Source organism: Gillisella vitis, from assembly GCF_021559775.1.
Taxonomy (GTDB): domain Bacteria; phylum Pseudomonadota; class Alphaproteobacteria; order Rhizobiales; family Rhizobiaceae; genus Allorhizobium; species Allorhizobium ampelinum.
In genome coordinates this window covers 3,228,024-3,241,936 of record NZ_CP056047.1, presented here as the reverse complement: position 1 = coordinate 3,241,936, position 13,913 = coordinate 3,228,024, and the positions used below count along the sequence as shown (strand labels likewise).

The 13,913-nt window shown below is 55.8% G+C and carries 11 protein-coding genes; 7 read left to right on the top strand and 4 right to left on the bottom strand.

Annotated features, from left to right (window positions below):
- Positions 1-4 precede the first annotated feature (4 nt).
- The 3 genes from AVCG78_RS15030 (at position 5) to AVCG78_RS15020 (ending at position 2,542) form a co-directional block, all read left to right on the top strand.
- Positions 5-667: an outer membrane lipoprotein carrier protein LolA gene (locus AVCG78_RS15030; RefSeq protein ID WP_071203063.1), complete on the top strand. Its 663-nt coding sequence runs from the start codon at positions 5-7 to the stop codon at positions 665-667.
- A gap of 134 nt (positions 668-801) precedes the next feature.
- Positions 802-1,605, top strand: coding sequence for an exodeoxyribonuclease III (locus AVCG78_RS15025; protein WP_071205349.1), 804 nt, complete (start codon positions 802-804; stop codon positions 1,603-1,605).
- Between the two features lie 28 nt (positions 1,606-1,633).
- Complete coding sequence (locus AVCG78_RS15020; RefSeq protein WP_071203059.1) at positions 1,634-2,542, top strand: HEPN domain-containing protein; 909 nt, start codon at positions 1,634-1,636, stop codon at positions 2,540-2,542.
- 306 nt (positions 2,543-2,848) lie between these two features.
- Here AVCG78_RS15020 and AVCG78_RS15015 read toward each other — a convergent pair whose 3' ends face one another.
- Together AVCG78_RS15015 and AVCG78_RS15010 are read right to left on the bottom strand one after the other, a co-directional pair.
- Positions 2,849-3,304 carry a cyclic nucleotide-binding domain-containing protein gene (locus tag AVCG78_RS15015; protein ID WP_071203057.1) on the bottom strand — a complete coding sequence of 152 codons (456 nt, stop codon included), beginning with the start codon at positions 3,302-3,304 and terminating at the stop codon, positions 2,849-2,851.
- Between the two features lie 37 nt (positions 3,305-3,341).
- Positions 3,342-4,025, bottom strand: coding sequence for a response regulator transcription factor (locus AVCG78_RS15010; protein ID WP_015917473.1), 684 nt, complete (start codon positions 4,023-4,025; stop codon positions 3,342-3,344).
- A 119-nt stretch (positions 4,026-4,144) separates the two neighbouring features.
- Here AVCG78_RS15010 and AVCG78_RS15005 point away from each other — a divergent pair, with 119 nt between their 5' ends.
- Positions 4,145-4,705: a L,D-transpeptidase family protein gene (locus AVCG78_RS15005; RefSeq protein ID WP_071203054.1), complete on the top strand. Its 561-nt coding sequence runs from the start codon at positions 4,145-4,147 to the stop codon at positions 4,703-4,705.
- A 154-nt stretch (positions 4,706-4,859) separates the two neighbouring features.
- Positions 4,860-5,690, top strand: coding sequence for an aldo/keto reductase (locus AVCG78_RS15000; protein WP_071205351.1), 831 nt, complete (start codon positions 4,860-4,862; stop codon positions 5,688-5,690).
- Positions 5,691-5,766: 76 nt separating this feature from the next.
- Here AVCG78_RS15000 and leuC read toward each other — a convergent pair whose 3' ends face one another.
- Positions 5,767-7,176 (bottom strand): 3-isopropylmalate dehydratase large subunit, encoded by a 1,410-nt coding sequence (gene leuC, locus AVCG78_RS14995; protein WP_071203051.1) that lies wholly within the window; start codon positions 7,174-7,176, stop codon positions 5,767-5,769.
- 307 nt (positions 7,177-7,483) lie between these two features.
- Complete coding sequence (locus tag AVCG78_RS14990) at positions 7,484-9,151, bottom strand: O-linked N-acetylglucosamine transferase, SPINDLY family protein (RefSeq protein WP_071203047.1); 1,668 nt, start codon at positions 9,149-9,151, stop codon at positions 7,484-7,486.
- 240 nt (positions 9,152-9,391) lie between these two features.
- Between AVCG78_RS14990 and AVCG78_RS14985 the strand changes: the two genes are divergently transcribed.
- Together AVCG78_RS14985 and AVCG78_RS14980 are read left to right on the top strand one after the other, a co-directional pair.
- Positions 9,392-10,411: a glycosyltransferase family protein gene (locus AVCG78_RS14985; RefSeq protein WP_071203045.1), complete on the top strand. Its 1,020-nt coding sequence runs from the start codon at positions 9,392-9,394 to the stop codon at positions 10,409-10,411.
- A gap of 226 nt (positions 10,412-10,637) precedes the next feature.
- A complete protein-coding gene (locus AVCG78_RS14980; RefSeq protein WP_071203043.1) occupies positions 10,638-13,901 on the top strand; it encodes an AAA domain-containing protein in 3,264 nt (1,087 codons plus the stop codon).
- The last annotated feature ends 12 nt before the right edge of the window (positions 13,902-13,913 follow it).

Below are 13,913 nucleotides of genomic sequence, written 5' to 3'. Positions count from 1 at the left end.
AAGAATGCAAAAGAAGACGTTTGCCCCGGCAGGCATGACAGGGATGATGAGCCGCCGGGGATTTATCAGCCTGGCGGCTGCGGGGATCGCTGTTGCGGCCATGGGCGCGACATTATCGCCCGCATACGCTCAGGCCCAGGCCAGCGCCGCGCAGAGGATCGCCGATCATTTTGCCTCGGTGAAAACCATGATGGGCGAGTTCGTGCAGTTTGGCCCGCGCGGTGAACAGACAGCCGGAAAATTCTATATCGAACGACCCGGCAAGCTGCGCTTCAACTATGAGCAGCCCTCACCGATGCGGGTGATTTCCGATGGCCGTAACGTGGCAATCGGCAACCTGAAAATGAAGACCTGGGATGTCTATCCACTGTCGAAGACGCCGCTGAGCCTGCTTCTGTCCGACCGCATCGATCTCGGCCACCAGATGGTGCGGCAGGTCAAGGAAGAGCAGGACCTGACCACCATCGTGCTGGGTGACAAATCGATTTTTGGCGACCAGACCATCACCCTGATGTTTGATCCGAAGACCTTTGAGCTGCGGCAATGGACCGTCACCGATGCGCAGGGCAAGGACACGTCGGTAATGATCTTCAACGTCCAGCAGGGCGTCAATTTCGATGAAAAAGTCTTCGAAGTTCCCTATGACGACATCCGCAATCGCGGCTGAGCGGCGGTTGATTGACCTTTACCGGATCGAGGCTCGAAATCTGGAGATTTCGGGCCTTTTCACTGTCAAAATTCTGCGAGTTTGCATAAAGGGATGAGCAATGCCGGATCTGTTCGGCGCTGAAGGATCTCGTCATGACTTTTTCCCTGACCACCTGGAATATCAATTCGGTTCGGCTGCGCATGCCGATTGTCGAGCATTTTCTCAAACTGCGTCAGCCGGATATTCTCTGCCTTCAGGAAATCAAATGCCAGAACCATGAGTTTCCGTTGGAGGCGTTTCAGGCGCTGGGCTATCCCTATGCCATTCTGCATGGCCAGAAGGGTTATCACGGCGTTGCCACCGTCTCGAAATTTCCTTTGACCGAAGACCACCGGCAGGATTTCTGCGGCGTCGGTGACAGCCGCCATATCTCGGCGATTTTCGAGTGGAACGGGCGGCGCATCCGCCTGCATAATTTCTATGTACCCGCCGGAGGCGACGAGCCCAACCGGGACATCAATCCAAAATTCGGCCACAAGCTGGACTTTGTCGAGGAGATGAAGGCGCTGTCGGCCAGTGCCGAGCCGGAGACTTCGGCCATTCTGGTCGGCGACCTGAATATCGCGCCGCTGGAGCATGATGTCTGGTCGCACAAGCAGCTGTTGAAGATCGTGTCCCATACGCCGGTGGAAACCGCAGGCCTGCTTGAGGTGATCGATCGGGGTGGCTGGGTGGATCTGATGCGGGAACTGGTCGATCCATCGCAAAAACTCTATACGTGGTGGAGCTACCGGGCCAAGGACTGGGACAGCGCCGACAAGGGCCGTCGCCTCGACCATATCTGGTCGTCACCGGATCTGTTACCGTCGCTGAAAACAATCGAGATTTTGCGCGAAGCACGCGGCTGGGAAAAGCCGTCCGACCACGTGCCGGTAACAGTGCAGTTCGCGCTTTGATGTCGATTTGAGGTGAACGGAGGGGTGGATGGATCAGGACCGGCTCAATCATCTGCCCGCCCGCAAGCAGCGCGAGCTGGAGCGGGTGGTCCGCATTCTCTTCGACGAGTTCGAAGCCGCACAAAAGGGCAGGCTATCCGATAAAAACAAGGGCGGTCGTATCCTTAAGTTGATCCTGTTCGGCTCCTATGCCCGTGGCGACTGGGTCGAGGATCATGCCAGCGGCTATTATTCCGATTATGACCTGCTGGTGGTGGTCAATACCGAGGTTTTTGCCGAAGAGGATAAGTTCTGGCGCGGCGCGCAGGAATATCTGATACGGGAGGAAATCGCCACCAAGCGCTTGAAAACCCCTGTCAATTTCATTGTCCACTCCCTTGATGATCTGAACAATCGACTGGCTCGCGGCCTGCCTTTCTTCATTGATATCGCCCGTGACGGCATCCCGCTTTATGAAGCGCCGGGCTTTCCGCTCACCACGGCCAAACCGCTGGCTCCAGAGGAGAGGCAAGCTCAGGCGAAGACTTATTTTGAGGATTGGTTTTCGAGTGCCGAGGCCTTTCAGGCCGCAGCCGGATTTTTGATTGAGCGTGGTAATTTTAATGAAGCCGCCTTCCAGCTTCATCAAACGGTTGAGCGGCTTTACCACTGCGTTCTGTTGGTGCTGACGCTCTATAGCCCGCGGTTGCACAATTTGCGAAAATTGCGACCGCTGGCCGAAAATTTGGATACCCGTCTGATTGATGCGTGGCCGAGGAAAAACCGCCTTGCCCGTCGTTGTTTCGACCGCCTGCACCGCGCCTATGTCGAGGCTCGTTATTCATCAGAATATGAGATTACCGCCGAGGAATTGGCGTGGCTGGTGGAGCATATCAAACAGTTGCAGGATGCTGTCGAACTGGTCTGCAAGGAGCGGCTGGAGAACCACGATCTATAAAAGTGTCAGTAAACCGCTATGATTGATTGGCGACGGTACATAATATTATCGCTTTGATATGCCGTTTACCCCCTCTGTCCTGCCGGACATCTCCCCCTCAAGGGGGGAGATCGGATAGACGTAGCCGCTCATTCTTCGGATAGGTTGGCGACTTTCGTCGCTGTGTACAGATGACGTGAATCGAGCGGCCAACTCCGGTTCGATCTCCCCCCTTGAGGGGGAGATGCCTGGCAAGGCAGAGGGGGGTGAGCCTCACAGTAAAACGATGATGCAATCTTGCCGCCCAACCGGACAACGCGGTAAGCGTTACCGAAACCGCTCTTCCATGCCTTTTGCCCCGGTCGCCAGTGCGACAAGGTTTTGCCGGATGCGCTCCTGCATGACAAGGCCGAGCTTTGGATATTCCTCCAGCAGCCGGTGGAACAGCGGGCGGGGAATGCGCAGCACTTCGGCATCCTCCAGGGCGATGGCGGTGTATTTGCGCTCCACCATGGTGGCCAGCGCCAGTTCCGACAGCATGGTGCCGGGACCGGCAACAGCGGCGACTTGCGGCTTGCCATCGCGGCCTGTGTTGGAAAGCTCGAACCGGCCCCGCACCACCACATAGGCGCATTCAGCCGGGGAGTGTTCCCGAAATAGTGGCTGGCCCTGGCCGATGGGCCTGTGTTCAGCACCAAAGGCAATCAGCCGCAATTGGTCCGGCTCCAGCCCCTGAAACAGCGCCAGAGATGAAAGCAGTTGCATGTCATCGCTCAGCGCCATCGAGAATGCTCCGGTTCAGGGTCCGTTCAATGTCCGTTTAGGGAATAATCTTGTAACCGCCGTTTTCCGTGACCAGAATTTCGGCGTTGGACGGGTCCCGTTCTATCTTCTGGCGCAGGCGATAGACATGGGTTTCCAGCGTATGGGTGGTGACGCCGGAGTTGTATCCCCAGACTTCTTCCAGCAGCACGTCGCGGGTGACGACTTTCTGCCCGGCGCGGTAGAGATAGCGGATGATGGCCGCTTCCTTTTCCGTCAGCCGGATTTTCTTGCCGTCCTCGGTGGTCAGCAGCTTCTGGCTCGGCTTGAACAGATAGGGACCGACGGTAAACGTGGCGTCCTCGCTCTGCTCGTGCTGGCGCAACTGCGCACGGATGCGGGCGAGCAGAACGGCAAAGCGGAATGGCTTGGTAACATAGTCGTTCGCACCGGCCTCAAGCCCCAGAATGGTGTCGGAATCGGTATCGTGACCGGTCAGCATGATGACGGGGGCCTTGAAGCCGCCCTTGCGCAGCAGTTTCACGGCTTCGCGGCCATCCATGTCCGGCAGGCCCACATCCATGATCATCAGGTCCACCTGGCCATTGCGGGCCGCCTGCACGCCCTTGGTGGCGTTGGATTCCTGCTGGATCGAAAACTCCTCGTAAAGGGAAAGTTGTTCCACCAGCGTTTCGCGCAGGTCATCGTCGTCATCGACCAGAAGGATCGTCCGAGCAGCCATACCTGATATACTCCCAAGCAGCGAACAGGCCAGATTGCACTGTTCTTGAAATCATTGTCTTATCTAGCCAACTCACTCTACAAGAAAAGTGTTCGACAAAGCAAAACTCCGTGAGCGAAATGCCAAACTCACTTTCCAGAGCCGGGTCTCAACCGCGCCAAGGTCTTCGCAGTATTGTGGTGCGCCGCAAGCCCGGTTGCAAGAGCCAGGCCATCGTTCAGGCTGGACCGCTTCGGTTTCCCGCCGCCATCGGACGGTCGGGCATCACGGCTTTCAAGCGTGAGGGCGATGGCGCAACCCCACGGGCATCGATGCGGTTGCTTTGCGGCTACTTTCGGGCGGAGCCTCGTGCGGCCATAGGCTCGCGCCTGCCCTTGAGGTCGATTCGTGCTGACATGCTGTGGTGCGATGCACCGGGCCATCCGGCCTATAACCGTCCGGTCAAGGCGCCGTTTACTGCCAGTCATGAGCGATTGCAGCGACAGGACCGGCTCTATGATATCTGCCTGGTGATGGACTGGAACATCACCTGCCGCAAACAAGGCAGGGGTTCAGCGATCTTTTTCCATATCGCCCGCCCGGACTATGCCCCGACGGAAGGCTGCGTGGCGATCAGCCCCGCCGACATGCGTCGCCTGCTGGCGGTTGTTTCACAGACCACCATTGTCACGGTTTTGTGAAGACATACCTCCCTGATACAAACACCGGGCTGCCGGGGTGGGAAACACATTGCCCCTGCCTATCTATAGACCCGGCATTATGGAATGCGCCTTCTCAAGGTCGTCGCGGTTCTTGCCCGATCTTAAACCTCGATCTCGAATGGGAGACCCTTACGTGGCAGATCAATCCTACATTTCCTTTTCCGACGGCAACAGCATCCCGCAGGTGGGTCTCGGCGTCTGGCAAACACCCAATAGCGAAGCGGCACCTGCGGTACGGTCCGCGCTGTCGGCGGGTTATCGCCATATCGATACGGCTGCTGTCTATGAAAACGAGGAGGGTGTCGGCGAAGGCATCCGCTCGTCCGGCATCGACCGTGGCGATATTTTCCTGACCACCAAGCTGTGGAACAATGAGCAGGGCTTTGACAATACCCTCAAGGCCTTCGATGCCAGCCTGAAGCGGCTTGGCACCGATTATGTCGATCTCTACCTGATCCATTGGCCATCGCCGCATCGCGGCCTGTTTGTCGAGACCTGGAAGGCCTTTATTCAATTGAAGGAGGAGGGCAGGGCGCGCTCCATCGGCGTGTCGAATTTCTATCCGGAGCATCTGAAGACGATCATCGATGAAACCGGCGTGGTGCCGGTCATCAACCAGATCGAACTGCATCCGGATTTCCAGCAGAAGCAAGCCCGCGAATTCCACCAGGCCCACAATATCGTGACCCAGTCCTGGAGCCCACTTGGTCAGGGCAAGCTGTTGGACAATCCGGTGATCGATAAGATCGCTACCAAGCATGGCCGCACGGCAGCCCAGATCATCATCCGCTGGCATATCGAAAGCGGGCTGGTGGTGATCCCGAAATCCGTCACGCCGTCGCGCATCGAGGAGAATTTCAAGGTGTTCGATTTCAGCCTTGATCCACAAGACATGACTGAGATCGCTGCGCTCGACAGCTCATCGACCCGCATTGGACCCGATCCGATGACCGCCAGCTTCTGATTTCACGTGAATCATTGAGTGAAAACAAGAAAGGCGGCTCTTGAGCCGCCCTTCTGATCAAAAGTTCGAGACTATCTCACTTCCACTCGCGGATATCGACGAAGTGGCCGGCAATGGCAGCAGCAGCGGCCATGGCGGGGGACACGAGGTGGGTGCGGCCCTTATAGCCCTGGCGGCCTTCGAAATTGCGGTTCGAGGTCGAGGCGCAGCGTTCCTCCGGCTTCAGGCGGTCGTCGTTCATCGCCAGGCACATAGAACAGCCCGGCTCACGCCATTCGCAACCGGCATCCAGGAAGATCTTGTCGAGACCTTCGGCTTCCGCCTGTTCCTTGACGAGGCCAGACCCCGGAACCACCATGGCAGAAACCGTCGATGCCACCTTGCGGTCCTTCAGCACGGCGGCTGCGGCGCGCAGGTCTTCGATGCGGCCATTGGTGCAGGAGCCGATAAACACACGGTCGATGGCGATATCGGTGATCTTGGTGCCGGGCTTCAGGCCCATATAGTCGAGCGCCCGCCACTTCGACGTCCGCTTGTTTTCATCAGCGATATCGTCCGGGTTCGGCACGACGCCCTGAACCGAAATCACATCTTCCGGCGAAGAGCCCCAGGAGACGATGGGCGGCAGGTTGGCGGCATCCAGCACGACGGTGCGGTCGAAATGCGCGCCTTCATCGGTATGCAGCGTCTTCCAGTATTGAAGCGCCATCTCCAGCTCTTCACCCTTCGGCGCGCGGGGCTTGCCCTTGATATATTCGAAGGTCTTTTCGTCAGGCGCAATCAGGCCAGCGCGGGCGCCGCCTTCGATCGTCATGTTGCAGACGGTCATGCGGCCTTCCATCGACAGGGCCTCGATAGCCTCACCGGCAAATTCGATGACATGACCGGTACCACCAGCGGTGCCGATTTCACCGATGATGGCCAGAATGATGTCCTTGGCGGTGACGCCCGCAGGCAGCTTGCCATCGACACGCACCAGCATGTTCTTGGCTTTCTTCTGGATCAAGGTCTGGGTGGCCAGAACATGTTCCACTTCCGACGTGCCGATACCATGCGCCAAAGCACCAAAGGCTCCGTGGGTCGAGGTATGGCTGTCGCCGCAGACAATGGTCATGCCGGGCAGGGTGAAACCCTGTTCAGGGCCGACGATATGCACGATGCCCTGGCGCTTGTCTTTTTCGGAATAATATTCGACGCCGAAGTCAGCGGCATTCTTGGCCAAGGCCTCGACCTGGATGCGGCTTTCCTCGTTCTTGATCCCTTCGGCCCGATCCGGCGTGGTCGGCACGTTATGGTCAACAACGGCCAGAGTGCGGGTTGGTGCATGCACCTTTCGGCCAGCCATGCGCAGACCTTCAAAGGCCTGCGGGCTTGTCACCTCGTGCACGAGGTGGCGATCGATATAGAGAAGACAGGTGCCGTCATCCTGGCGATCCACCAGATGGTCATCGAAAATCTTGTCGTAGAGGGTACGGGGTGCGCTCATGGCTGTTCATCCGTCGAAGGGTTGAAAAGGGATTGGGTCATATGACCGTGTCAAAGAATGTTTGCAAGACTATCGCAGTTGCAGGCCGCACCGCGAGGAGCGACTTAAGTCAGCTGATTGCCAAGCGCTCCGGCAACGCGCGCAAAGAAACGTGCCGGAAGACGCTTGTGGTCTTGCAGCACGAATATGTCAGGCGCGAGACATCCGAATTTAGATCCCATGGCGGTCTGTTACCAGTTTTCAAGCGAAACAGCAATTCAAAGATTGAAGGCTTCGCCTTGGGTTTCAGGAAGGACGCCAGCAACGTTTAGAGGACTGGAACTGAAAAATCCTGCGGCTCAAGGCCCGTTGCGGCCCGCGCTGCCATGGTGTGATAGGCGGCTTCCAAGTGGCGGATAAAGCCTGTGATATCAAACAGAGGCGATCTTGGACACTGTGCGCGAATAGTCTGTTTCAAGGCGTTGCGGGCGCTCTTATCGCGGGCCAGATCGATACACAGAGCCACATAGGCATCGGCGTCTCGGGCAATCAGCTTTTCTAGCCCACAAGCCTGCAATAGGCTTGCCGTGACACGACTGGCGAAATTTCCGCCCGAAAAAGTTGGCACGGGTAAACCGGCCTGCAAGGCGGCAAGCGTCGAAAATCCGTCGTTATAAGGGAAAGAATCGAGGGCGATGTCGGCGAGGGTCATCCAGCCAACTTGCTCCATGGGCCTGGCGGGGTTGCGAAAAACCAATCGGTTTTCGGCTATGCCCTGACGGTTCATCCAGGTGCTGAAATTGTTTCGGGCGTAATTGCCGCAGGATATCCATAGCAGGCTATTTTCCGTCTGCCGCAGAATATCGACCCAGAGATCGGCGGTTCGTGGAGATATCTGTTCGGTGGGATGAAAAGCCGCGAAGATCACTCGGTCTTCGGGCAGCCCGAGTTGTCGGCGCGACAGCGAAGGCGGCTGTTGCATGGGAGAACTGACGAGAAAAGTCTCCGGCAGATGGCAGATCGCCCGGCCATGGAGGCGGAGGTCGTCCTTCGGCAGAACTGCGGTGTTTGCGAGCATATAGTCGCATATAAGCCCGGCTCTTGCCCCCGGGTGACCGGCCATTGCTACATACAGCGGCGCGATCCGGTGCCGCAGCAGATCAGGACGGGCGGCGTCGCTATGGCCAAGCGGATCGATCAGGATATCGATGTCAGCGGCGCGCAGAGCGGCCACGGCCGTGTCCTCACAGAGATCCTTGAGGCCGAGAGCCTTTATGTCTGCATTCAATTCGTCCGGTCCCGGCGGCTCGTTGCAAATCAGCAGAACGTCGAAATCGGTCGGGTTGTGTCGGGCGGCAAGCGACAGGGTAAGCCTGCGAAGTGGGTCGTCGCTTGGCCCATCGGCAAGCAGATAGGCGAGTTTGAGTGTCTCGCCAGCCGGTTTTTTCCACTCTTGCGAAGCCGAGATAGGAGCTGGCAAGTCATTGTTCCAGCGGCTGTTCAAGGTCTCGTCATCGCACCAGCTCAGATGCACGGTTTGGCTATCGACCGAATAATAGTTCTCCTCCTGCCGGTTCAACCGGTCCCGAACCGCCTGGTCGCTCATGCGCATTTCGTCGATATTGAGCGTGTGCCTCAAAGCCGTCCGATAGGTTCGCCAGGATTGGACATCAAACGGACCGGAGCGAATAGCCCGCCTGGATGTTTCGAGGGTCTGGATTTCCTGCGCACTTGCCTTTTCAATCCCGGACCGTTCCATTTTTTCCGCGAGTGTGACCAGGGTGAGAGCTTGAGCAGGGATGATCTTGGCTGCCTGCCGGTAAAACACGGCGGCTTCGGTGAAATGGTCGAGCTTGGCACAGCACTGGGCCATGACCAGCAGGGCTTTCGGTCCCGGAGCGGGGTCTTTGGCCAGGGCGCTTTTCAAGGCGGCATAAGTGCCCGCCAGGTTTCCAGAGGCGTAAAGCGCCAATGCTGCGGCAAGATTGTCGGACATTGCGTCTGCTGTCACTCCTGTTGATCGCTCGGCGATATACCGTTGGTCTGGCGCAGGGCTTGTCTTTCGTTCAGGCTTGCAGCATCGGACTGCAAAGGGGCAGCTAGTTTTCTGCATGGTGCGGCGTACAAGCCATCCAGCCTGGGGAAACACTGCTTCTCTATGCGAATACAAAGTCTCGAAGATGCTAATGCATCCTCTCTTGTAAAATTCTGCTGCCCTGTTTTCGGAAAATCCTGCATGTCCCAGCTTTCAATTGTTGTTCCAAGCCGCCGGTCGCTGGAGAAGAGCCGATTTTCCCTGGAAAGTGCGTTGATCTATGCGGAAAAGCTGGATGCCGTGCTGATCGTGTCCGACAATTCCGGCGATCCGGCCAAGGCGGAATGGCTGCAAAGCCTAGGCGCGCGCGTCCGTTACCTGCATTCCACCGCAGAAGATGCCGTCGCCAATCTGGTCAACGCGCTCAACCACGTGGAAACACCGTTTCTCATGCCGTTTGCTGATGATGACACGATTTATGTTCTCGACGGCCTGCCGGTGGCGGATCTTTCCTCTCTGCCGCAGGATGTGATCGGTGTGCGACCGCAAACGATGATATGGCGCGACGATGCGGGTGTGGCCGATGTGGTCACGACCAATCTGGATGCGGAGACGCCATCGGGGCGGATACAGCAGTATGTCAATAAGACCGGTGGCAATAATGCGCTTTATTACAGCATTTTTCGCACTAGGCTATTTACAGGGGTCCTGAAGACTTTCAATGCGCATCATCCGACGCGGGGCGCCTATTGCGACTGGAGTTTCGTCGCTACGTTTCTGTGTTGTGGCAAGGTGTTGTATGATCCGGCTTTGATCTATTGCTATGATCTCGGGCAATGGAAGTCTGCCGCAGGTTTGGACACCTCGTTTGACACGCTGCTGTTGCAAGTCGGTCTGCCGGAAACGGCGCGCTATTATCATGAATTTCTGTTGTTTCTGGATATGCATAGCCTGTTTGGCTGGCGCGACCTGCCTTTGGCCGCCGCCGACCGTGCTGATGCGGTCAGCGCCAATATCCGGTTCAATTTGCAGGTATTCTGCAATCGAGTCGCCCGCCAGCCGGATCTTTATCCGCAAGCGGTCAAGGATGCTGTGGCAGCACTTGGCACTATCGCCGATCCGGAAACGCTCTTTGCGACGATCCTGCCGGTGGCCGACAGTCTGAGACCTGGTCTTGCCGAGGAGTATCGCCGGTATCGGGCGGTGATTGGCGACATCTAGAGTTTGCCATAGGAAAAACGGAAACTCAGCACATCGTACGGTCGGGGCCTTCGGCAGCTCTCACGCAATACGTTCAAGAGTCGCAACTTTAAGGTTTTTTAAAGTGAGGCAATTGCAACCAATTGGTAAGTTTGAAGCATTAGCAATCGATCGCTTGCGCTTCCATAAAGGGCCAGAGAGTATTGGACTTACTGAAGATATTTATAGAATATTAGGAATTTAAAAAATGAACGATGCGCTTCAAACATTGAAATATTGGTTTGATGTTGAGGCGCTGACGGCACCGGATGCCGAAGAGGACGATGACAAAAGTGAAAACCACTTTGTCACCTATGTCAGGGACAATGTGTATCCTTGGGAGCCGCATTTTCCATCCCCAAAACAAGATCAACAGGAGCGGCAGTACAAGCACTTTGTGCGCTTTGGTATTCTTGCCAGAGCATCCTATGATCAGGAGCTTCTGGCGACATTACGAACAGAAGCGGCACCGGATTACGATTCAGGTGGCCGACAAAATACCAGTGCTTTCACCTTCTTGGGCGTGTTTGAAGTGAGCACAGGGGGTTATGTGCAAGCCAAAACACTGAAAATGGCGTCTTTCGCGCAAGCCTTCTCTGAGTTGAAGAACAATCAAGCGCTTGAATTTGCCGACTATAGCGCCACGCTAATAGAATATTTCGACAAAGAAGCAGGACGATTGGCAGAGGAGCAGTTTCCCGCATCAGGCCTCTTTATCCAGACATTGCAGGAAAAAGCCATTCAGTTGCTAAAGTGGGTGCCTGTTGGCATCGATCAAGGGCCGCAAGCGATTGTCGTTAGCAAGGCGACCGTTGGAAAAGACGAAAAACCTCTCACCCCGCGTATCCCGCCAATAAACAGCTTTTTTCTGGACGATATTGAAGCTGCGATCAACAGTGTGAAAAACAAGCAACCTGCGGGCCTTGTGCTTCCTTATCTGGTTGAGCCGAGCGAAAGCGGTCGGGTTGACTCGACAAGCATTGAGGCAATCGACAAGAAACTCTCGCTGGACCTGCTGCCAGATGGTCGTTGGCCATCACAATTTTCGCTCACCCTCATGCAACAGGTCGCAGTCAATGAGGGATTGCGCGCCCTGCATTCTGGCGGATTGTTCTCTCTTAATGGGCCGCCGGGAACAGGAAAAACAACATTGCTGATGGATGTGGTTGCCGCTATTCTTGTTGAACGGGCAAAAATTCTCACCACGTTCTCCACACCCAACAAAGCGTTCACCAGATACACAGATCATGAGGTGAAATACCCAAACCAGCCCCATTCAGCCAATATTTATAAGCTGGACGCGCGTTTGCATGGCTTTACCATGGTCGTCACCAGCGCCAACAATGGCGCGGTCGAGAATGTGACGCGAGAATTTCCAAACCAATCCAAAATTGATCCGCAATATCATAGCATTGCCGAGTATTTCTCTCCAACAGCCACGGCTTTATTGAAGAAAGGCAGTGATGATGAGGAGAGCGAAGACACCACTGGTGAGCACGACACTGCAAAAGCCTGGGGATTGATTTCCGCCGTGCTCGGCAACGCCAAGAACATGAATAGATTCGATTCCATATTGAAGGCAAAAACAAAAGACGATAAAGAAGATTTCAGCAATATATTTCGTCAGTTGAAAGACAAGAGCGAAGCGGTGGACTGGGCGACTGCCCGTCGGGATTTTGACGACGCGCTCGCAACGGTTTCTCGTCTTAAAGGCGAGATGAAACAGGTTGACGCTATTTCCCGCGAGGTTTATCGCCTCAAGAAGCTCGCGGACGTTTGTGAGCAAAAATACATCAAAGCGCAACAAACCGTCGAAGAGGCAAAAAAGAACATCCCTCAGGCAGCCATCACTCTGAAGGATGCTGAGGATGATCTTCGTTCGGCTGATAAGAACGCGGAGCTGCTCCAACCTGGAAAATGGACAGGCTTTTGGGCAATGTTGCCCGCATCCTGGGCGATTTGCCGTTCCGCACGAAGCCGGATTTCCTTGTTTGAGGCGGCTGTCAAACACCGGGCACAGTGCGATATTTTGAGAACCAGCGCCCGTACCAACCTTCGGGCATTGGAAGCGCTTGTTGAAACAAACACGAAGGTTATGGAAGAGGCGCAACAAGAGAGAGATCACGCGCGCCAGGCCCTGTCGATCAAAAGCGCCCAGCTCGAAACCTTGAGGTCCAAACGATCAGGTCTGGTGAGTTTCGAGGATGCGCTCGTGGCAACAGACGCGGACCGCCAGCAGATGTTGCCACGCATGTGCGATGCGCTGAATGACGCCCGCGCCATGCTGTTTATCAAGGCAATGGTCCTGCATCGCGCCTTTTTGCAAGGGGCCGGAAAGGTCTTCTCTCAAAATTTGAGCCGTGCGCTCGGAATGTTAACGAGAGATCCCTATTTAACGCCTGTCATCAAAGATGTCGGCATCGATCTTTGGGCAACCTTATCCCTGCTTGTTCCGGTGGTGTCGTCCACATTTGCCTCCTTTGCCCGCTGTTTCGAGCATATGCCAACTGGCGGCATCGGTTGGCTGTTCGTTGATGAAGCCGGTCAGGCCGCACCACAACAGGCCGTTGGGGCTTTGGCGCGGGCCAAAAGAGCCTTTATCGTCGGTGATCCGCTGCAAGTGGAGCCTGTGGTCACACTGGATAAAAACGTTGATGCGAAATTGCTTGAGCGCCACAAGGCCCCGATCAGACATCTCGCAACAGCAACCTCTTTGCAGGTCATTGCTGATCAGCACAATACATTCGGCTCCTATCTCATTTCGCACCAGAATGAGCCGGTGTGGGTGGGTTCACCTCTGAAAGTGCATCGGCGCTGCGTGGAGCCAATGTTCTCCATTTGCAACAAAATTGCCTATAATCAAACCATGGTGCTTGGGCGCGGCAAGGTCGAGCAGGAAAGCAAAATCACGACAGGAAGCGAAACCGCACCGCCGAGACCTTTGCTCGGTCCAAGTTGCTGGATCGATATGCCGGGAACGGAAGGATGTGAAAAACACCATATTCCGGCACAGGCCCATTTGGCGCTCGATCTGGTGAAGAGCTACATGCAAAATGGCTGGGTTAACCCACACACGGAATTGCCTGACCTTTACATCATTTCACCGTTCAAGACGGCGGCCGCAGGAATGCGAGAGCTGCTGAAGAAGACCCAGAGGGATTGGGCCGATCATATCACTGTGAAAAACCTCACAAAGTGGGTGAATCAGTCTGTTGGAACGGTTCACACGTTCCAGGGCAAAGAGGCAGAGAGCGTTATTTTCTTGTTGGGCGGCTCCACGTCCGGCGCAATAGAATGGGCCGCTTCGACGCCCAATATTCTCAATGTCGGTGTCAGTCGCGCCCAGCGACGTCTTTACATTATAGGTGATTGGAACGCGTGGAGAAAACATGATCTGGTGCGGAACACCATGGGTATAGAAGGCTGGCCGCTGTCTCGAGATGCGGCCCTTAAGCGGTTGAATGTCCGCTAGAGACGAAACCAC